Here is a 19,100-nt window from a genome sequence, read left to right on the forward strand (position 1 = left end):
TATTTGTCAAATACGGGGGCTAATCTTCCAGCATACTAATATCCACCGCCGGTTTGGGCAGGTTCATGGCTTTGATGGCGGCCTTGCAGGCATCTGCCATTTCCTGCGTCATGTTGTAGCTGTATTTGCCGTAGTCGCTGTAATTGAAGTGGCCAACGTAAAAGAAACCGTATTGGTCAAAAAATTCCGTCAGGTCTGTTTTACTTACTTCGCAGGCGGTTTTTACAAAGTTGAGCTGAGACTCGGCGGGGTTGCGGCCCCTGTTCCCCCAGCCTTCCGCCCGGGCGGGCGTGCCTGCGGGCCTGGCTGCCGCGCCCTGTTTCCTGAACGCCTCAAAAAGATCAGGGTAAAAATCGGGGTATTGGCCGGCGCCTGCAAAATAAAGTTGCAACTGCCAGAAGGGGACCAGGCGGTTAAACACATCTTCATCCTGCAGGTAGCAGATCTTGCGGGCAATAATACTGTCTCTGGCGTGCTGGTAATTTTTTTGTGCAGACACCCTGCTTTTGTTGCCGAAAGAAGTGGTGACGTACAGGGAGAAGATGTTGTTGCTCACTTCGCCCAGTCCACCCCAGTTAAAGTACGGCCGTACCTGGTGCACATGGCCTACTTCGTGGCTGAAACCCCAGCAGGGGTCTCCCTTGATCACCCTTTCAGGGTCTGCTACCAGCGGCATGGCATTGCCCGGCTGGGTGCCCATGTAAGCCACGCCATCCCCGTCCCTGAACATGTAATAGTTGTAGTTCACGCGCGCCAGGATGTGGTTTTTGGGCACCTTGTTGTATTTGACAAGGCCCAGCACGCGGTGCTGGCGGTATACCATGGAGTCATAATTGCTGATCAGCTCCACACCCCGGCCATACGCATATTTTTTGCAGGCCTCCGCGGGGTAGGCTACCTGTATATGGGCGCCCTTGGCGTCTATCACGGGGTACACGGCACTGTCTATGAGCCTGTTCCAGTCTTGATCGTTATGCCTGGCAATGTCGAAATAACCGTTCACGCGGCCGCCCACAAAGTGTACTTTCACGGGCTTTTCATTTTCCGGCGCATCGGTATAATAATCCACATAGGCCAGTCCGTCAAAACCCTTTACGTAAATGATGTTGACGCCGTTGTGCAACCTGAATTGCTGTTTTACGATGCCCCAGCCGGCGGGGTCTTTGGTAGGGTCTATACCTTCCGGGGCGCGGCGGTCCCAGTTGGGTATGAGCAGGTTCACCTGCTTCCCTTCGGGGATATTTTCTGCCAGTATAAGATGGCTGCCTTTGGGCAGATAGATGCCGGTCACATTTTCGTACCGGCTGTACCCGTCCCCGATCATCAGCTCCCGGCCCAGCGTGGCGGGCGTGAGATAGGCTTCATACTCCGCCAGGCGGTACGCTGTATTGTACTGCCCGTTCAGCATGGCCTGCGCGGCTGCTTTCAGTTGCGGGGTCTTGATCTTTTCAATGTCTTTTTTCTTTGTATTCTTCCGGAGGCCGGAGGCCATGTTATCTTTGAATACGGAGAGGTCTTTTGTTGCACGAGCGATCTCTTCCGGGGATTGCGCGGCCGCGCTGCCCATACAGGCAGTGAAAAACAGGGCCAGCATAAATTTTGGCTTCATGGGCGTGGGTTGAGTTTACTTATCATACAAATTTTGCGGGATGAATATAGTGAAAATCCATCTGCCGGAAAAGAACGCATGATAGCCGGCGGTTGCAGGCAATTCCGTTTCAAATGAAAATCCATCTGCCGGAAAAGAACGCATGATAGCCGGCGGTTGCAGGCAATTCCGTTTCAAATATGGCCAGATACCTGTAAATGTGTCCGTCTGATCACTTCGTGCAACGTTTTCCCTTCCGGCAACGTGCCCCAGGTGAGGCCTCTCCCTTCAGACAGCCGGGCCTCACAAAACAGCTCCGCCACGGCGGGCGGGGCTATGCGCAACAGTTCTACCGCTTGCATGGCCAGCGCCATTTTTTCCACAATGAGGCGGGCGTTATGTTCCAGCGTACCCGTGCGCGCAAGTATTTGCCGGAGCTGGTACAGTTGTTTGTCCAGCGCAGCATGCAGCCCCCTGGCCTTTTCAAAGTAATGCTGCAGCGCTTCCATACTCCGTGGCTCTTTCTGCATGGCGCGCAGCACATCCAGCGCCTGTATGTTGCCGGAACCTTCCCAGATGGCGTTTACCGGCACATCGCGGTAGAGGCGCGGCATAATGGACGCTTCCACGTACCCGTTGCCGCCGATGCATTCCAGCGCCTCCCCCAGCCCGAGCACCGCCCGCTTCGTATTCCAGAACTTGGCAATGGCAGTGGCGATGCGGGTAAAGTGAAGCGCTTCCTCATCCGTACGCGCATCGTCAAAACCCTTTGCCAACCGGAATGCCAGGGCAATGGCCGCTTCAGATTCCAGGCAAAGGTCTGCCAGCACGTTTGTCATCAGCGGCTGCATAATGAGCGGTTTGCCGAAAGCGTGGCGGAACGTACAGTGATGGATGGCTTCCGCTACGGCCCGCTGCAACGTGGCGGCGGAACCGATGGCACAATCCAGCCGGGTGTGGCGCACCATTTCCATGATGTTGGCAATGCCCCTGCCCTCTTCGCCGATGATACGCCCCCATGCGGCATGGAACGCTACTTCTCCGGAAGCGTTGGAGCGGTTGCCGAGCTTGTTTTTCAACCGCTGGAAATAGAGTTTGTTCTTTTCTCCATCCGGCGTGAACCGCGGCACCAGGAAGCAGCTCAGGCCTTTGGGCGCCTGCGCCAGTACCAGAAAGGCATCGCTCATGGGCGCGCTGCAGAACCATTTTCTGCCGGTAATAGCATAGGCGCCGCCGCCCAGCGGGCGGGCAAAAGTGATGTTGGCCCGCACGTCGCTGCCGCCCTGCGGCTCCGTCATGGCCATGCCAAAGGTGCAGCCTTTCTTTTCGGAGTAGGGAATGTGGCGGGCATCATATTCATTGGAAAGTACCAGCGGCAGCCATTCCTCGGCTATGCCCGGCTCAATTTGCAGAGAGGGCACTACGGCAAAGGTCATGGTGAGGGGGCAACTGCTGCCTTCGTCTATCTGTTGTTTGAGGTAAGAGAGCACGCTATGGGCCAGGTAACTGCCGGAGATCCATGAAATGGAATGTACACCGTGCCGCATGGCCACTGTCATCATCTGGTGGTAGGCGGGGTGAAACTCCACTACGTCCAGCCGGTTCCCGAACCTGTCGTGCGTGTTCAGTACGGGCGTATGCTGATTGGCCAGCGTACCGGCTTCCTGCATGGCGGCACTGCCCATGATAGCGCCGAAGGTTTCCGCCTGCGCCTGAACGTTCTCCCCGCCGTAAGCATGCAGGGCCTGGCGCAGGGCTTCGTTGCTGGTGAAAGAATTGTAGTTTTCCAGTGGCGGCGGCTGATTGAGGGAGCGGGTAAAATCAAAATCATCCGTAAGCATAACTGGGCCGTTTTGGTGATACTCAAATGTAGGCCATTTGCCGCAAAGCCCCTGCACACAAAAGCGGCCCCCGGGTTACGGGAGCCGCCTGCATATGGTGTATGAATATTATTTTGCGTTGGAGGCGCCGTCTATCACATACTTTGCGCCGGAGATAAACTGGCTGTCGTCAGAACCGAGGAACAGCACCAGCCGTGCGATCTCAATGGGTTCTGCATAGCGGCCCAGCGGAATACCGGCGGCCAGGGCCTTTTCTGTTTCAGCGGCGTGGCCGGGAGCATACCCTTCTTCAATGGAGCGCATCATACGGTTATTGACGGGAGACGGGTGGATGGAGTTAACACGGATCTTGCGCGGGGCCGCTTCCAGCGCGGCCGTTCTCATAATGCCCACCGTAGCGTGCTTGCTGGTAACGTAGGCCACAAAATCCGCCGAGCCGCCCAGCGCGGCCACGGATGACGTGATGATCATGCTGGCGCCGTCATTCATTTGCGGCAGCACGTATTTGCAGCCCAGGAAAACACCCTTCACGTTCACGGCCATCACTTTGTCAAACACCTCTTCCGGAAATTCTGTAATGGGTTTTACCACGCCTTCTATACCAGCGTTGTTAAAGAAAATATCCACTTTGCCAAATTGCTTCACCGTTGCTTCCGCATACTTTTTCACTTCTTCAGCTTTGGTAACGTCTGCCGCAACATAGGCCGCGTTGGGCCCCAGCTCTTCCGCCACTTTCTTCAGGCTTGCCTCGTCCAGATCTACCAGCATTACCCTGGCGCCTTCGTCTATAAACAATCTGGCCGTTGTTTGTCCAATACTGCCTGCACCGCCCGTAATAAGGGCTACTTTATTTTCAAGCCTTTTCATAATACTTTTTTTATGTGATTCAATCATTCAAAGGTATAGCGGCGTAAACGGGACCACCAGCATGATCATGTTGAAGTATGACAAAGGTAGCCCCTTGCCGGCGCCGGAAACATGACAGCGGTCATCAAACATGATGTTTAACATTTTGTTAGGCATCTGGGCGGAGATGAACCGTTAAACGCCTTGCAGCCGCTCCCGGTTGTTGTACACCTTCATCACGGCGTTCACCACATCGTCCATATCCGCCTGCCCGGCCAGCAGGGCGCCGGAGCCGTGGAGCACTACCATTTCTTCGCATACCCTGTCACAGTTGGGTAACCGGCGGGTGGCGTCTTCCCAGGCTTTCAGGCGGGCGGCGGGGTACATCTTCCTGTAATCGTCCAGGCGGAGAATGTGATCTACCCAGGCCTCCCGGTGCAGGCCGTTGGGGATGTAAGGACTCAGGGCAATACCTTCCGCCGCCAGCGCTTTGAGGAATTGCTGGCGCGATGCATGGTTGAAGTGTTCCTTTTTGTAAGACATGGCATAATTGTAGTAGCTGCCGTTCTCTGTGCCGGGGTATTTCTTTTGCGGCACCAGTCCCGCAAAGCCGCGGAATTTTTCCGTGAGGTAATCCGCGTTGCGGTTGCGGAGGCGGAAGCGTTCTGCCGCGGTGGGCAATTGGCCCAGCAACACGGCCGCTTCAAACTCGTTCATGCGGTATTTGGGGCCGATGGTCACATGTTTACCTTTTTTATCCGTGCCGTGGTTGTGAATGGTGAAGCAGGCGTCCATCAGCGCGGCATCGCTGCCTATCACTGCGCCGCCTTCGCCGCAGGCAATCTGTTTACTGGCCTGGAAGCTGAAACAGCCCAGGTGGCCTATGCTGCCCAACGGGCGGCCGCGGTGGGTGGCCAGCACGCCCTGGCAGGCGTCTTCGATCACCTTGAGCCCATGTTTGGCGGCTATGGCCATGATGCTGTCCATATCCGCCGGCAGGCCCATCATATGTACCGGCATAATGGCTCTGGTGGCGGGGGTTATTTTCCGCTCCACGTCAGCGGGGTCCAGCTGGTAGGAATCCGCGTCCAGGTCTGCCAGCACCGGCAACGCCCTGCAGGTGAGAATGGCGGAGATGGTGCCAAAGTCTGTGTAGGGAGACGTGATCACCTCATCTCCCGGCCCTATGCCCAGCGCGGCTACGCTGACCGCCAGGGCTTGCGTGCCGGAGCCGGTGCCCACACAATATTTGGCGCCCAGCATGGCCGCAAACTGCCGTTCAAAAGTGACCACATTCCCGTTCTCGCGGGCCTGTATGCGGCTCCACACGCCGCTTTGCGTGGTCTTGACCACTTCGGCCACCATGCGTTCATCCACATAAGGCCACTTCGGCCATTTTTTTGCGGCGGCCCTTACGGGTGGCCCGCCTAAAGCGGCCAGGGTGCCGGTGGTGTGGTTGCCGGTGGCAGCTGCACCGGCATTGGCGGCAGACAGGAGCGGCGCAGGCAGCATGCCTGCAATAGACGCGGCGGTGAGCCGGCCTATGAAATGGCGGCGGTGGATGTGTTGGGCCATGGGATGAGTTTTTTAGCCAGTGATATGGTGTTAGCGGCCAGGACGTACCGTTGTTGGGGTACCTCCTGGCCGCTGCGTGTTTGCAACTTTAGCCACACATATTTCATCATGCAAAGACGTTCCAATGCATCGCGCGCAGTCAGCCGCCGGGTATTTGCAACTTTAGCCCGCATACACTGCTTCCCGCAAAGACGTTCCAGCGCAATAGCGCAAGTGCTTGCAGCAAGCACGATCCGATATAGCTACACCATCTACAACCCCAGGAACCTCTGCGCATTCCGGTAGCGGTACTGCTCCTTGTCCCCTTCCTCTTCACGCAGCGAGTCTATCCGCAGCAGGCCGGTGTAATAGTCCAGCACCGGGAAGTGCGTGCCGAAAGCGAAACGCTGCTCCCCGAAGCGTTTAGCAAATTTGGCCAGGTGACCGATGTGGCGGCCGGAAGTATCGAAGAGCACATCCGTTCCTTTCAGCAGCGCTTCTTCTTCCGCGGAAAGGCCTACGCCGGTGCTGAGGTTCAGCAACATATACTTTGCGTCAGGCACAGCCTGCAGCAGGGGCAAATAGTCTTTGATGGCCCACTCCGTGGCCAGGTCCATCCAGGAGCGCTGCCGCTCATCTACCATGCGCATGGTCAGCGCTACGGGCAGGTTGTGGTCACGGGCCATTTTCACCAGTTCCAGCAGGGCCGGCTCCGTGATCGTATAATCGTGATAGTTAGGGAACACCCTGATGCCTTTCATGCCCAGCTTCTTCACAGACACTTCAAAATCATCCCTCCAGCCGCCGTAAATAGGGTTGATCACGGCGAAGGGGATAAAACGGTCTTTATACGCCCTTTTGGAATGGACCTCTTCATACAGTTCCTCGTTAGCGGACTGGGTGTTCTTGTAAAAAATGCCGTGCAGGTTGGTCACAACGGACACGTCCGTTCCGTATTCCTTCATCCTGGCCAGCAGGCCTTCGCAGGTGTTGCCGTGCAGCCGCTTGAACGGCCAGTGGCCCACCCAGGCATTAACGTCAATCAACATGGTAGCCTCCTTTTTTCAGGATGTTATTGTAATTATCGAAAAATATCTTGCGCTTCTCTGCTTCGGTGAGGCGGGCGTCTATAACCTTGCCTACGGACTGATAGTACATGTTGTCAGAGCCGAACAGCACCCGGTCAACACCCACCTGCTGCACGGCAAACTCCACCATATTGTTCTCGTTGTTGCTGCCGGAGGTGTCTATGAATACATTGGGGCTATGTTTGAGCACCTTGCAGGCATACTCCCAGTCCGGCCCGCCGCCGATGTGCGCAAACTGGAACATGGCCTCGGGGTAGCGGGCGGCAATGGAGACGAAGTCTTCCGGAACGGAAGCGTTCGGTTTGATGCGGCGGTCGTACTTCATACGGTAGCCGGCAATGCCCAGGGTGGTTTCCGCATGCATCAGCATGATCATCTTCAGGTCTATCAGTTTTTCCACAATGGGGTAGAACAGCGGGTCGCTGATCTTTACCTGGTAGTATACCTTCACGCCCACCATACCTTCCCCGGTACAGCGTTTGATCTCTTCCAGCGATTCTTTCGGGTACATGGGGTTGAGGGTGAGCATGCCGGTGAGCTGGCCGGGGTAACGGCGCATGCCTTCCAGGATCACGTTATTGGCGGCCCTGAAATCATCAGGGGTGGCAACGGGTTTGGTGACCGGTTTTGAAATGAACATGCGCTGCATACCCAGCCGTTCCATGAAGTCAACATTCACTTCAGGCCCGTCTTTAGACAGGCCGAGATGAACATGCGCATCCAGCTTGCGGTAGCGGAGCACCTGCTTCATCCGGTCTGCCGGCGCTTTTTCCGCCACGGCGGGAGCGGGTTCCGCGGCGGCGGCCAGCAAGCTGTTGCCCAGCAGCATGCCGGAGGCAGACGCGGCTACGTTGCGCATAAAGTTCCTCCGGTTAATGGTGTTTCGCATAATTGGTATTTACAGTTAAAACGGGAAACAGTACCGGCACCGCGGCTGCGGTGGGGTTGCCTCGGTCTGATGCTGCGCTGCAGCCACATTTGCGGGATTACCGGGCTAAAAACGGTAACGTACCCGAAAGTAATAACAAAATATTATTTATGCAACAGGCAGAGAAAAGAAGCGGCGCGCGATCAAAAAATTATTTGGCGCCAATGTTTTTTTTGTCGTACCTTTCTTCTGAAATAAGTTTTTAACCTCAAACTATCCCGATCTTATCCTGACGATTCAGCAGCAAGACCTCAAAAGCAAAAAGACCTCAAAAAAGAGACATGAACATCCCGGAGAAGTTTTGTCAGGAGAAAAATCAAAATAGTTTACAGAGCACAAGATTACTGCACAGTTAAACAGCTGGTTATGTCATTGCCTGCGGCGACAATTGGCGACATGCACGTATGTCCCCATGGCGGCGGCCCCATTACCGGACCAGGCTGCGCAACGGTGCTCATCGGCGGCAAACCGGCCGCGGTGATGGGCGATAGCTGCGTATGCCCGCTGGCGCCAGACGCCATACTGACCGGATCGGCCACCGTGCTTATTGGCGGAAAGCCCGCGGCACGCGTCAGCGACGCCACGGCGCATGGCGGCAGCATTATACTGGGTGTGGTAACAGTGCTTATAAGTTGATCCCGATATGTTAGCAGAAGCATTGAACAGCATCAGGAACGCCCTGGCGCCGGAGTTTGCCGGCGGCGAGTTTGATATTGGCAACATTGCCAATCCGCCCGCCAATGCCCCGCCGGTACTACTATCGCTCGTCAACCTCAAGGAAGAAAGCGCCCTGAAAAATTCCGCCTACTCGCGGGTAAACAGCAACACGCTAAAGACCGAATACTTCAACCCCTATGTGTACATGAACGCCTACCTGATGTTCAGCTCCCGGCGTACCAGTTACTCCGGCGCTATTGCAGACATTGCCAAAGTGATCCGCTTCCTGCAGGGCCAGAACGTGTTTGAGGCAAGTTATGACGGGGTGGACTATAAAACGACCGTGAACATCTACTCCCCCACCTTCGAAGACCTCAACCACATTTGGGGCATACTCGGCGGCAAGATCTATCCCAGCGTGATGTACATCATGCGTGTATCCGAACTGAAGAGCAACAAGGTAACAGAAGGCGGCGGCGTGATAGAGGCCATCGAAAACAAATTCAGCGTTATACAACCGAAAGCCTGATACATGGAAAGCATTGCCATTACATATCAGCCCCTGTGCGAAGTGCGCTTCTCCCACCAGTACCTGACCGGCAGCCTGGCGGGTTTACCGGTGCAGGAATGGATCACCTTTTATCCGGATGAAGACACCACCGGCAAGCTGCGCAACAAGCGGCTGCTCATCAGGCCATACCCTTCAGGGCTGCGCATTGCCGCGGAAGTAAAAGCCCCCGCCGAACCGCTGGGCGCGCTCAACGGCACCCGCCTGCGGATAGGGTTTTCGCTCAATCCCAATGTTGCCGCGCACACCAAGCTGGATGCACATTTTACCGTTGGCGGCGCCGAAGGGCGCTACGCTTTCGGCAATTCCATTGCCCGGCTGAACGGCGGCACGTTCCCCGATATTTCAACAAACAATAAAATAGCCGCGGACCCTACAGAACAAAACAGGGTTTTCGGCTACCTGGAAATAGATATCCTGAAAGGCGCGGACCCGTATGACCTGCTGAACAACGCAGGGCTGATCAAATATCAGAAAGGAGGCCCCGCCGCTAAATTCGATCTTTTGTTTGAACAATAACACCGCATTCCGTAACGCTTTAAAACCCCACACATGCTAAATCTGACAGCCATCAAAACGCCGGGCGTGTACATTGACGAGGTACCGAAGTTCCCGCCCTCGATTGCCGCTGTGGAAACGGCCATACCGGCCTTCATAGGCTACACCGAAAAAGCCGCCAAACTGGCGCCGCAAGACCTTTACATGACGCCGCTGCGCATAGGTTCCATAGCCGATTATGAGCTGTATTTCGGCGGCGCGCCCAAACCCTCCGTCAGCGACATACAACTGGACCTGGCCAACCAGTTCGTCAGCGCCAAGATCAGCAACCAGAAATTCCTGTACGACGCGCTGCGGCTCTTTTACGCCAACGGCGGTGGGGACTGCTACATTGTATCTGTAGGCCTGCATACCGAAACGCCTGATAAAGCGCGCTTCCAGGAAGGCATACAGGCGCTGGAAAAATATGACGAGCCCACCATTCTGCTCTTCCCGGACGCCGCCCTGCTGCCCCTCAACGGCCTGTACGACGTGCAGAAATCCGCCCTGCAGCAATGCGACGAGCTGAAAGACCGCGTAGGCCTTTTTGACCTGAAACAAAAAGACTACAACGGCGCGGAGTTCCGTGACCAGATCGGCATCAACAGCCTGAAATACGGCATGGCCTATACGCCGTGGATACAGGTAACACTCAATAAAAACGTTACGTACGACGATATCAAAGGCAACGTCAACAAAGCCGGCAACCCCGTTGCCGACCTGAAAACGCTCACTACAGACGCCAATGTGCAGGCCGTTATCACCGACCTGGACAACCTGAAAACAGATGCCGCCAAAATAGCCACGGATACCGGCACATTGACCGGCAACACCAGCCTGCTGGCCGCTTACAATAAAAAGATAGCAGACCTGCTGGCCACGCCCAATGTAGCCAACCTGGAGGCCACCTTCGCATACCTGTACAGCATTGCCGAAACGCTGAACGGTTACACCGCCTTCACCAACGCAGACCTGCAGACCAGCGCGCAAACCACCATCACCAACATCGGGCCGCGCTTTACAGAGGTGATCAAGTACGAAGAAGAAGTAGCCGCCGGCGCCGGCATTGCCGGTTATACCGCGCAAAAGCCCGCGGGCGCCACCGTGAACGCGCCGGAATGGGGAACCGTATTTACCGTAAGCCCCGGCCCCTCCGCCATTCTCCAGGGCGCTACAGATACGGAAAAGATACAAAGCCTCATCCCCTATCTGGAAACGGCCTTCAGCTTTATGCTCACCGCCTACCAGTCCGGCATACTGGACGCGTCTATCAACCTCTCAAGGGCCAAGAACGATGCGCTGACAGCCGGCTTCCCCGTATATAAAAGCATCATTTCCGGCATCAACAACACCGCCGCGGCCATACCGCCCAGCGGCGCCATTGCGGGCATCTACGCATTCGTAGACAACAACCGCGGCGTGTGGAAAGCACCCGCTAACGTAAGCCTGGCCGGCGTAGACGCACCAGACCATATCTACACCGCCAGCGAGCTGGACCGCCTGAACGTGGATGTGGTATCCGGCAAGTCCATCAACGCCATCCGCCCCTTCACCGGCAAAGGCACCCTCGTGTTCGGTGCCCGCACACTGGCCGGTAACGATAACGAATGGCGCTACGTGAGCGTACGGCGGTTCTTCAACATGGTGGAAGAAAGCACCAAAAAAGCCACGGAACAATTTGTGTTCGAAAGCAACGACGCCAACTCCTGGGTAAGGGTGCAGGCCATGATCGAGAACTTCCTGACCACCCTCTGGCGCCAGGGCGCCCTGCAGGGCTCCACTACGGACAAGGCCTTCTACGTGGCCGTGGGCCTGGGAAAGACCATGACGGCGCTGGACATACTGGAAGGCCGCATGATCGTGGAAATAGGCATGGCAGTGGTACGGCCGGCAGAATTTATCATTCTCCGTTTCTCACACAAAATGCCGGAAGCATAATTCATTCTTCAATCTAAACTATTCATAACATGGCTGAATATCCAATTCCAAAGTTTCATTTTGAAGTCAAATGGGGCGACGCCACCATCGGCTTCACGGAGGTGACCGGCCTTGACCGGCAGGTAGACGTGATAGAGTACCGCGAGGGCCAGAGCAAGGACTACAACAAGGTAAAAATGCCCGGTCTGCAGAAAAGCAGCAACATTACCATGAAGCGCGGCACCTTCCCCAACAAGACCGAGTACTTTGACTGGTTCAAGGAAGTCAACAACCTGGGCCAGATACAACGCCGCACCATCACCATCAAGCTGCTCAACGAAGCCCATCAGCCCATCTTCACCTGGTCTGTGCTCAATGCCTTTCCGGTAAAGGTACAGGCCAGCGATCTGAAGGCAGACGCCAATGAAGTGGCCGTTGAGACCATAGAAATTGCGCATGAAGGCATCAGCCTGGTGAAATAAACTGTTGCTTATGGCAGGCTACTACCCGCCGGTGGGGTTCCATTTCAAAGTGGAATTTACCGGCCTAGACAAAAACGATAACGACACCCGTTTCCAGGCCGTAACGGGCCTGGCGGTGGAGTATGAGACCGAAACGGTAAAAGAAGGCGGCGAGAACAGGTTTGAACATACCCTGCCGGTACGCACCAAGTACCCGGACCTCACCCTGAAACGCGGCATGCTGCACCAGGATTCCAAAGTATTTGAATGGTGCATGAAGGCCTTCCAGGACAGGGAGTTCAAACTGTCAGACATTATCATCACCCTGCTGAACGAAGAGCATGAGCCTATCCGTACCTGGAATGTGGTAGGCGCATGGCCTAAAAAGTGGGCCATTACGGAGCTGAACGCGGAAAACAGCGCAGTGGTGATAGAAAGCCTCGACCTCCGTTACCAGTATTTTACCGTTAGCTAAAAAACAACGCTTATGCCCATACAGATCAGGGAGCTGCATATCAAGGTAGTGGTGAACGCAGCAGAAAGCCCGCCCAGCAACGCTGCCGGCGCGCAGCAGCAAGAAGCCGCCGCAGGCGGTACGGCAACAGACAAGGAGCTGATCATTTCAGAATGCGTGGAACAGGTGATGAGCATACTCCGTGAAAAGGCTGAAAAATAAACAACCCCGACATTAAAATTAACCCCATGGCACTGGACAAAGGCAAGCTGGAGAAAGTGAAGATCATTGCGTACAAAAAGCCCGAAATGGACGATGCGTCCAAGGCGGGCGAGTTTGACGCCTACATCAACCCCGAAAGCTACCAGCTGAATTACAAGATAGAGTATGACGAAGGCCAGGGCCAGGGCACCAGCGGCAAGCAGCAGAAGTTCAAGGCCATTGCGCCTGACGAGCTGGTGCTGGACCTGCTGTTTGACGCCACCGGCATTGCGGACGGGCAGGCCCGCGACGACATATGGGAAGACATCAAAAAATTCAAGAAGTTGCTCACGGATTATGAAGGCGAAGCCCACGAGCCGCGCCACTTCAGGGTGATCTGGGGCCCCATGCACTTTGCCGGGCGTATGACCTCCCTGAACATCACCTTCAAACTGTTCAAACCAGACGGCCACCCTACCCGCGCGCTGGCCAAAGTAGCTTTCAAAAGCAGCATAGACGATAAAAAAAGGGTGGCCAAGGAAGATCCCCTCTCGCCAGATCTCACGCATGAGCGTACGGTACGGCCCGGCGATCATATTTCCCTGAAATGTTTTGAACAGTACGAAGACCCCCGCTATTATTTTGACGTGGCCCGCGCCAACAACCTGACCAATTTCAGGAAACTGGCGCCCGGCACAGTACTTAAATTCCTACCCCTGAAAGATGCCTGAGAACCGGGACATACAGACCTCCGCCACCCCTTCCGTGGCCACGCTCACCATCCTCTCCGGCGGGCAGCAGGTAGCGCGCACCTACCAGGTGGCGGCCGTTACCGTTACGCGGGAGATCAACCGCATTCCCGCCGCCACCATTGTAATACAGGACGGAGACGCGGCCCGGCAGACCTTTCCCGCATCAGACGGGGAAGACTTCATCCCCGGCAAGGAAATAGAGATCAAGGCCGGTTACCGCGGGCAGGATGAGACCATCTTCAAAGGCGTGGTGGTCAGGAATACGCTGAAGGTGCGCAAGAACGTATCGCTGTTCACCGTAGAGTGCCGGGACAAAATATTTCCCGCCTCCCTGACGCCCGCCAGCAAGTATTACAAAGAGCAGAAAGACAGCGAGATCATTGAAGACATTCTCTCCAAATACCAGGTGCAGAAAGAGGTAGGGGCCACCAGTGTAAAACACCCGGTAATTGCACAGTACAACCTGAGCGACTGGGATTTTATGCTGCAACGGGCAGAGGCCGCCGGCCTCTGCTGCATCATGGAAAACGGCAAGGGCATCATCAAAAAACCCGACCTTTCCCAGCAACCCGTAGAAACCGTACAATACGGCTCCTCACTGCTGGAGCTAGACCTGGAAATGGACGCGCGTACACAGCCGGATACTTTCAAGGCCTACACGTGGGACCATTCCGCGCAAGAGCTGACCGAAGTGGAAGCCGCGGAGCCTTCCGGCACGCTGAACGGCAACATTTCCGCCAAAGACCTTGCGCAAAGCGCATCACAGCCCGCTCCACTGCTACGCCTCAACAGCAGAATACCGGTACCGGAGCTGCAGGCCATGGCGGATGCCATGCTGCAACAAGCCCGCCTGGCCAAAATCACCGGCCGTGCCAACTTCCAGGGCACCGCCCGCATCAAGCCGGGTACCATTGTTGCCCTCAAAGGCACGGGCAAACGGTTTGAAGGCAATGTTTTTATACAGGGCGTGCGCCACCAGGTGGTGAACGGCAACTGGACCACCGATGCGCAGATAGGGCTGCAACCCAACCAGCCATTGCTGCAGCCGCCACTTCCCCTGTTCAGGCCCGCGCAGCAGATCACCTCCCTGCAGGTAGGCATTGTGACCCAGCTGGAGAATGACCCAGACGGGGAAGACCGCATACTGGTGGTGCTGCCGTTCATAGACGGACGGGAAGAAGGCATGTGGGCGCGGGTAAGCACCCTGGACGCAGGCAACAAAAGAGGCTCCTTTTTCAGGCCGGAAATAAAAGACGAAGTGCTGGTGGGCTTCATTGACGGCAACCCCAACGCCCCCGTAGTACTGGGCGGCCTCAACAGCAGCGCGCTGCCCGCGCCGCTCTCCGCCCAGGACAGCAACGATGAAAAAGGTTTCGTAACGCGCAGCGAAATGAAGATGCTGTTTGACGATGCTAAAAAGAGCTTCCGGATAGAAACACCCGGCGCCAACAAGCTGACCATTTCTGACGATGACGAGTCTATCAAGATAGAAGACCAGCACGGCAACAAGATCGTGATGAACAGTGACGGCATCAGCATAGAAAGCCCGAAAAATATTCAACTGAAAGCAACCGCCGACCTGAAGGCCGAAGGCAAAACGGCCGCCGTCAAAGCCACACTGGGCTTTAAAGCAGACGGCGGCGGCGGTTGCGAACTATCTGCCGGCAACGGCATTACCGCTGTAAAAGGCGGACTGGTACAAATAAACTGACAGGTATGACAGACAGTAATTTCCTGGGCAGGGGCTGGAGCTTCCCGCCCACCTTTAACAAAACCGGCACTGTAGAGATGCTGGAAGGCGTAGATGACATCTACAGCAGCCTCCACATCCTGCTCACCACCGCGCCCGGAGAACGCATCATGCAGCCCCGGTACGGCTGCAACATGCAGGATTTTGTGTTTGAGCCTATGGACACCGGGCTGAAAACGCTGATGCTGGAAAAGGTGGAAACGGCCATCCTCTTCTACGAGCCGCGCATCAAGGTGGAAACGCTGGAAATAGACGGCTCCCGCGAGTGGGAAGGCGTACTGTTCATCAAGCTGGACTTTATGGTAAAAACCTCCAACTCCCGCTTCAATTTCGTGTACCCGTTCTATATCAATGAAGGCACCGAGATCAACAATTTCCTGTATGCCCTGTCTAACGTTACAGACACCTTGTAAACCGATGATATGTCTAACGATTGTCCACTAGTACTGAACCCCCTGTTCCTGCAGCGCAGCGGAACATCGCAGAAGGCCCGGCTCCGCCCTGCCCTGGCGCCGTCTTTTGCGCCGGTAGACCAGCACCAGACCGCGGACGATCTTGTATTTACCCACCGCCTTGCCGCGCTCATCAAATATTTCAACACGCTGAACCAGGCGGACGGCCACTGGCAGACCTTCTTTGGCAACGATGTAGCGGTGCAGCTAGCGCTCGTAGCCTCCCAAAGCACTACCGGCTTTGCTGAAGAGCTGAAAAAAAACCTGGTGCCGCTACAGGAAGGCTCGCTGCCCAATGCGCAAACAGCCAAAGCAAAAGCCTACTACGGCAAAATATACAGCGCACTGTTCTCCCTGGCCTGGCAAATAGAGCAGCTGGCGCTGAAATTGCCTGATACATTGCTGCTGAAGTCTGTTATACAAACGCTGATCACCACCCGCCTCAAGGACCAGCTGAAGAAATTGCGAGAGTACAACGCAGCGCCCAATGCAGCGGTAGACAATGATGCCAATGCAGACATCACCATATTTGGCGAAGCCTCCGAAAGTTTCAACCAGGTGGCCGCCCACACGTTCAGCAGCGCATGGAACAGCACCATTACCGTAGACCCCAACATTTACGGCAGCGGGCCGCTGCCCATTGTGCGCCGGCTCTTTTTTGCTACCAACCACAACTTCTTCAAAGACGCCGTAGACATATTCATCAAGGCGCTGGCCAGGATCACGGAAGAAGCCAAAAAAGAGCTGGAGCGCACCCTGGGCAACTGGGGCGAACATGAGCCGCATACCACGCTCTTCCTCTCCTTCCTCAAGCTGCTCCATTACTCCCGCGAGCACCTGAACACGCTCACCCGCGAGCACCTGGAACTATATTACACAGACATTCTGCGCCTGGAGAAAAAAGGGCCGCAACCCAACCAGGTATATGTCACCTTTGAACTGGCCAAATTCGTCAACGACCACCTGGTGCAAAAAGGCACGCAGCTCAAGGCCGGGAAATTTGCCAACGGCGCGGAAGCCTGGTATACCACAGATGAAGACATTGCGGTGAACACCGCCGTGGTCAGCCACCTGCAGTCCGTCTTCATTTCCAACAACGAGGATACGGACGCCGTTATTTCGGCCAACCGCGTATACGCCGCGCCGCAGGCCAATTCCGCAGACGGCGCAGGCGCGCCTTTTGAAGCGCCGCTCACACCGTGGCATCCCTTTGCCGCCAAAACAAGAACAGACTATGAAAGCATCCAGCAAATAAACATGCCGCTAGCCAGGGTGGGCTTTGCCTTTGCCTCCCGCTTCCTCTACCTGCGGGAAGGCAGCCGCACCATCCGCATTTCCGTGCGCACCAGCAACAACGTAACCGGGCTGGTGAAAGATGATTTCCGGCTGGACGTTACCACCGCCAAAGGCTGGGAACCGGTTACCATCACCTCTCTGGCGGCCGGGGCTACCGGCTTTGACATTACTGCCACCATGGCGGCCACCCAACCGGGCACCGCGCCCTACAACGCCGCTCTGCACCAGGCCGCTTTCACCACCGCCATGCCCGTGCTGCGCATCACCCTGCACCAGAACACACAGCGGCCCTTTGCCTGGCAATTGCTGAAGAACAGCATCATCACCGGTTATGAAATATACGTGGCGGCAGATCGTGTTAAAAACATTTATGTGCAGACGGACGCCGGCGTGATGGACCCGTCAAAGCCCTTCCTGGCCTTTGGCGCCATTCCCCACAAAGGCGCTATGCTCATGATCGGCTGCGATGAGATATTCCAAAAACCCGGGGCCACCATCAAACCCGTTTTCCGCTGGCGCGCCGGTACGGTCAGCGGGCTGGGCGAAGTGCCGGAACTGTTCATACTCCGCCACACCGAAGGCTGGAAGGTGATACGCCACCCCCTCAACATTTTTGATGAAGTAGACACCGTGGAGAACGGCAAACCGAAAGAACATTTTTACATAGATACCCTCACCGACATTCCGCCGGTGTTCAGCGAAGTGAACACCCCGTTTTCTCCCGCCACCGTCAGCGGCTTTGTACGCTACAACCTTGACAACGACCTGGGGTACCAGGACGCGCTCACCAAGCGGGTAGCTTATCTGGCGGAAGTAGCGGAGAAAGGTTCCAGCAGCAAAGACCAGGGCGTATTTATCCCGCCCACCCTGCAGGAGCTGTACCTGCAATATGAAGCCGCCACCACTGCGGATGCGGAGTTCTTCCACCTCTATCCCTTCGGGGAAAAAGAAGAGACCGCCGCCGGCAGCCCGCTGATGCCCCGGTTCCTCCACGATGCGGCCAATGCCGTAAACAGCCTCGCGGAGTTTTACATCGGCATACAGCAGCTTGTACCGCCGCGCAAACTGAACCTGCTTTTCCAGATAGATGAAAGCACTGCCAACCCGCTGGTGGCCAAACCGGAAGACCATGTGCGCTGGCACTACCTCTCCGGAGACAACTGGGTACCCTTTGCCACCGGGGAGGTGGCAGACGGTACCAACCAGCTGATACAAAGCGGCATCATGGCCTTCAGCATGCCTGCGGCGGCAGATACAGGCCACCACCTGCTGCCGGCCGGCGCCTGCTGGCTGAAGGCTACCGTTGCGCAGCAGGATGAAGCAACGTGCAAGATCATTGCCATACTGCCGCAAGCCGTCAGCGCAACGTTCAATATGCCTGAAGACCCGGCGCTTTCCCTGCCTTCGCCCCTGGCCGCCGCCACCATTGCCAAACTGGTGGAACCAGTACCGGCCATCAAGCGCGTGCAGCAACCCTTTTCTTCCTTCGGCGGTTTCACCGGGGAAACGGACGAACAGTTCCGCACCCGCGCCAGCGAACTGCTGCGCCATAAAGACAGGGGCGTGAACATATGGGACTATGAGCACCTGGTGCTGCAGCAGTTCCCCGGCCTCTACCGCGCCAAATGCATTCCCCATACCCGGCTGGAACCGGGGAAGTACAACGAAATGGCGCCGGGCCATGTAACGGTGATCACCATCCCCGACCTGCAGCGCCGCAACGGCATTGACCCGCTCCGGCCTTTTACGTACGTGAGCGAACTGGAAAAAGTGAAAGACTACCTGCGTACCCTGATATCCCCGTTTGTACAGCTCCACGTGTGCAACCCCGAATACGAGCAGGTACAGGTGTCCGCCAGCGTGCGCTTCTACCCGGAATACGACAAAACATTGTTCCGTACCCGCCTGCAGGAAGAGATCACCCGCTATATGGCGCCATGGGCGTACACACAGGGTGCGGAGCTGCGCTTCGAAAGCCGCATCACCAAATCCATGATCGTAAACTTTATAGAAGAGCAATATTATGTAGACTATGTGACCGATGTAACGCTTTACCACAAAGGCGCGGCAAAAGACAGCGTGTCACCTGACCGGCAATGTGCCATTATTGTGCCCGTGAAAGCGGCGCTGCACGCCATCACCGTCATAGATCAAACCGGCGCCTTGGCCGTACCGGAAACGGACAGCGGCTGCGGTTGCTCATAAAAGAC

17 protein-coding genes are annotated in these 19,100 nt (G+C 56.0%); 11 read left to right on the forward strand and 6 right to left on the reverse strand.

The window, feature by feature from the left end:
• Positions 1–19: 19 nt before the first annotated feature.
• The 6 genes from D3A97_RS18310 to D3A97_RS18335 all read right to left on the reverse strand — a co-directional run bounded on the left by D3A97_RS18310 (position 20) and on the right by D3A97_RS18335 (position 7,806).
• The gene (locus D3A97_RS18310) at positions 20–1,609 is read right to left on the reverse strand and encodes a M60 family metallopeptidase (RefSeq protein WP_119079965.1); all 1,590 of its coding nucleotides are present in this window, start codon (positions 1,607–1,609) and stop codon (positions 20–22) included.
• A gap of 173 nt (positions 1,610–1,782) precedes the next feature.
• On the reverse strand, positions 1,783–3,429 hold the full coding sequence (locus D3A97_RS18315; protein WP_119079966.1) for an acyl-CoA dehydrogenase family protein: 1,647 nt from the start codon (positions 3,427–3,429) through the stop codon (positions 1,783–1,785).
• A 108-nt stretch (positions 3,430–3,537) separates the two neighbouring features.
• Positions 3,538–4,296 (reverse strand): SDR family NAD(P)-dependent oxidoreductase, encoded by a 759-nt coding sequence (locus tag D3A97_RS18320; RefSeq protein WP_119080175.1) that lies wholly within the window; start codon positions 4,294–4,296, stop codon positions 3,538–3,540.
• A 174-nt stretch (positions 4,297–4,470) separates the two neighbouring features.
• Entirely contained in the window at positions 4,471–5,850 is a 1,380-nt protein-coding gene (locus D3A97_RS18325; RefSeq protein WP_119079967.1) for a DegT/DnrJ/EryC1/StrS family aminotransferase, read from the reverse strand.
• A gap of 251 nt (positions 5,851–6,101) precedes the next feature.
• The gene (locus tag D3A97_RS18330) at positions 6,102–6,878 is read right to left on the reverse strand and encodes an amidohydrolase family protein (protein ID WP_119079968.1); all 777 of its coding nucleotides are present in this window, start codon (positions 6,876–6,878) and stop codon (positions 6,102–6,104) included.
• Positions 6,868–7,806: an amidohydrolase family protein gene (locus D3A97_RS18335; protein ID WP_119079969.1), complete on the reverse strand. Its 939-nt coding sequence runs from the start codon at positions 7,804–7,806 to the stop codon at positions 6,868–6,870. The genes D3A97_RS18330 and D3A97_RS18335 overlap by 11 nt, the downstream gene beginning before the upstream one ends.
• A 435-nt stretch (positions 7,807–8,241) precedes the next feature.
• Here D3A97_RS18335 and D3A97_RS18340 point away from each other — a divergent pair, with 435 nt between their 5' ends.
• Genes D3A97_RS18340 through D3A97_RS18390 form a run of 11 tightly spaced genes read left to right on the forward strand, consistent with a single transcriptional unit; the run spans position 8,242 to position 19,095 of the window.
• Complete coding sequence (locus tag D3A97_RS18340; RefSeq protein WP_232826010.1) at positions 8,242–8,481, forward strand: PAAR domain-containing protein; 240 nt, start codon at positions 8,242–8,244, stop codon at positions 8,479–8,481.
• Positions 8,482–8,488: 7 nt separating this feature from the next.
• Positions 8,489–9,031, forward strand: a complete 543-nt coding sequence (locus D3A97_RS18345; protein ID WP_119079971.1) for a Pvc16 family protein — start codon at positions 8,489–8,491, stop codon at positions 9,029–9,031.
• A 3-nt stretch (positions 9,032–9,034) separates the two neighbouring features.
• Positions 9,035–9,589, forward strand: coding sequence for a hypothetical protein (locus D3A97_RS18350; protein ID WP_119079972.1), 555 nt, complete (start codon positions 9,035–9,037; stop codon positions 9,587–9,589).
• Positions 9,590–9,622: 33 nt separating this feature from the next.
• On the forward strand, positions 9,623–11,545 hold the full coding sequence (locus tag D3A97_RS18355; RefSeq protein WP_119079973.1) for a phage tail sheath C-terminal domain-containing protein: 1,923 nt from the start codon (positions 9,623–9,625) through the stop codon (positions 11,543–11,545).
• Between the two features lie 29 nt (positions 11,546–11,574).
• Positions 11,575–12,006, forward strand: coding sequence for a phage tail protein (locus tag D3A97_RS18360; protein ID WP_119079974.1), 432 nt, complete (start codon positions 11,575–11,577; stop codon positions 12,004–12,006).
• Positions 12,007–12,016: 10 nt separating this feature from the next.
• Positions 12,017–12,460 (forward strand): phage tail protein, encoded by a 444-nt coding sequence (locus D3A97_RS18365; protein WP_119079975.1) that lies wholly within the window; start codon positions 12,017–12,019, stop codon positions 12,458–12,460.
• A gap of 12 nt (positions 12,461–12,472) precedes the next feature.
• Positions 12,473–12,661 (forward strand): DUF5908 family protein, encoded by a 189-nt coding sequence (locus D3A97_RS18370; protein WP_119079976.1) that lies wholly within the window; start codon positions 12,473–12,475, stop codon positions 12,659–12,661.
• Positions 12,662–12,687: 26 nt separating this feature from the next.
• Positions 12,688–13,371, forward strand: a complete 684-nt coding sequence (locus tag D3A97_RS18375) for a CIS tube protein (protein WP_119079977.1) — start codon at positions 12,688–12,690, stop codon at positions 13,369–13,371.
• On the forward strand, positions 13,364–15,103 hold the full coding sequence (vgrG, locus tag D3A97_RS18380; protein WP_119079978.1) for a type VI secretion system tip protein VgrG: 1,740 nt from the start codon (positions 13,364–13,366) through the stop codon (positions 15,101–15,103). Before D3A97_RS18375 ends, vgrG begins: the two co-directional genes overlap by 8 nt.
• Before the next feature lie 5 nt (positions 15,104–15,108).
• Entirely contained in the window at positions 15,109–15,555 is a 447-nt protein-coding gene (locus D3A97_RS18385; protein ID WP_119079979.1) for a GPW/gp25 family protein, read from the forward strand.
• Positions 15,556–15,564: 9 nt separating this feature from the next.
• Positions 15,565–19,095 carry a baseplate J/gp47 family protein gene (locus D3A97_RS18390; RefSeq protein WP_119079980.1) on the forward strand — a complete coding sequence of 1,177 codons (3,531 nt, stop codon included), beginning with the start codon at positions 15,565–15,567 and terminating at the stop codon, positions 19,093–19,095.
• Positions 19,096–19,100: the final 5 nt, after the last annotated feature.

It is taken from the genome of Chitinophaga alhagiae (assembly GCF_003568665.1).
In the GTDB taxonomy this organism is placed as follows: Bacteria; Bacteroidota; Bacteroidia; order Chitinophagales; family Chitinophagaceae; genus Chitinophaga; species Chitinophaga alhagiae.

Coding starts and splice junctions, on each gene's coding strand:
- D3A97_RS18310 (WP_119079965.1), bottom strand. CDS start 1,609: ATGAAGCCAAAATTTATGCTGGCCCTGTTTTTCACTGCCTGTATGGGC.
- D3A97_RS18315 (WP_119079966.1), bottom strand. CDS start 3,429: ATGCTTACGGATGATTTTGATTTTACCCGCTCCCTCAATCAGCCGCCG.
- D3A97_RS18320 (WP_119080175.1), bottom strand. CDS start 4,296: ATGAAAAGGCTTGAAAATAAAGTAGCCCTTATTACGGGCGGTGCAGGC.
- D3A97_RS18325 (WP_119079967.1), bottom strand. CDS start 5,850: ATGGCCCAACACATCCACCGCCGCCATTTCATAGGCCGGCTCACCGCC.
- D3A97_RS18330 (WP_119079968.1), bottom strand. CDS start 6,878: ATGTTGATTGACGTTAATGCCTGGGTGGGCCACTGGCCGTTCAAGCGG.
- D3A97_RS18335 (WP_119079969.1), bottom strand. CDS start 7,806: ATGCGAAACACCATTAACCGGAGGAACTTTATGCGCAACGTAGCCGCG.
- D3A97_RS18340 (WP_232826010.1), top strand. CDS start 8,242: ATGCACGTATGTCCCCATGGCGGCGGCCCCATTACCGGACCAGGCTGC.
- D3A97_RS18345 (WP_119079971.1), top strand. CDS start 8,489: ATGTTAGCAGAAGCATTGAACAGCATCAGGAACGCCCTGGCGCCGGAG.
- D3A97_RS18350 (WP_119079972.1), top strand. CDS start 9,035: ATGGAAAGCATTGCCATTACATATCAGCCCCTGTGCGAAGTGCGCTTC.
- D3A97_RS18355 (WP_119079973.1), top strand. CDS start 9,623: ATGCTAAATCTGACAGCCATCAAAACGCCGGGCGTGTACATTGACGAG.
- D3A97_RS18360 (WP_119079974.1), top strand. CDS start 11,575: ATGGCTGAATATCCAATTCCAAAGTTTCATTTTGAAGTCAAATGGGGC.
- D3A97_RS18365 (WP_119079975.1), top strand. CDS start 12,017: ATGGCAGGCTACTACCCGCCGGTGGGGTTCCATTTCAAAGTGGAATTT.
- D3A97_RS18370 (WP_119079976.1), top strand. CDS start 12,473: ATGCCCATACAGATCAGGGAGCTGCATATCAAGGTAGTGGTGAACGCA.
- D3A97_RS18375 (WP_119079977.1), top strand. CDS start 12,688: ATGGCACTGGACAAAGGCAAGCTGGAGAAAGTGAAGATCATTGCGTAC.
- vgrG (WP_119079978.1), top strand. CDS start 13,364: ATGCCTGAGAACCGGGACATACAGACCTCCGCCACCCCTTCCGTGGCC.
- D3A97_RS18385 (WP_119079979.1), top strand. CDS start 15,109: ATGACAGACAGTAATTTCCTGGGCAGGGGCTGGAGCTTCCCGCCCACC.
- D3A97_RS18390 (WP_119079980.1), top strand. CDS start 15,565: ATGTCTAACGATTGTCCACTAGTACTGAACCCCCTGTTCCTGCAGCGC.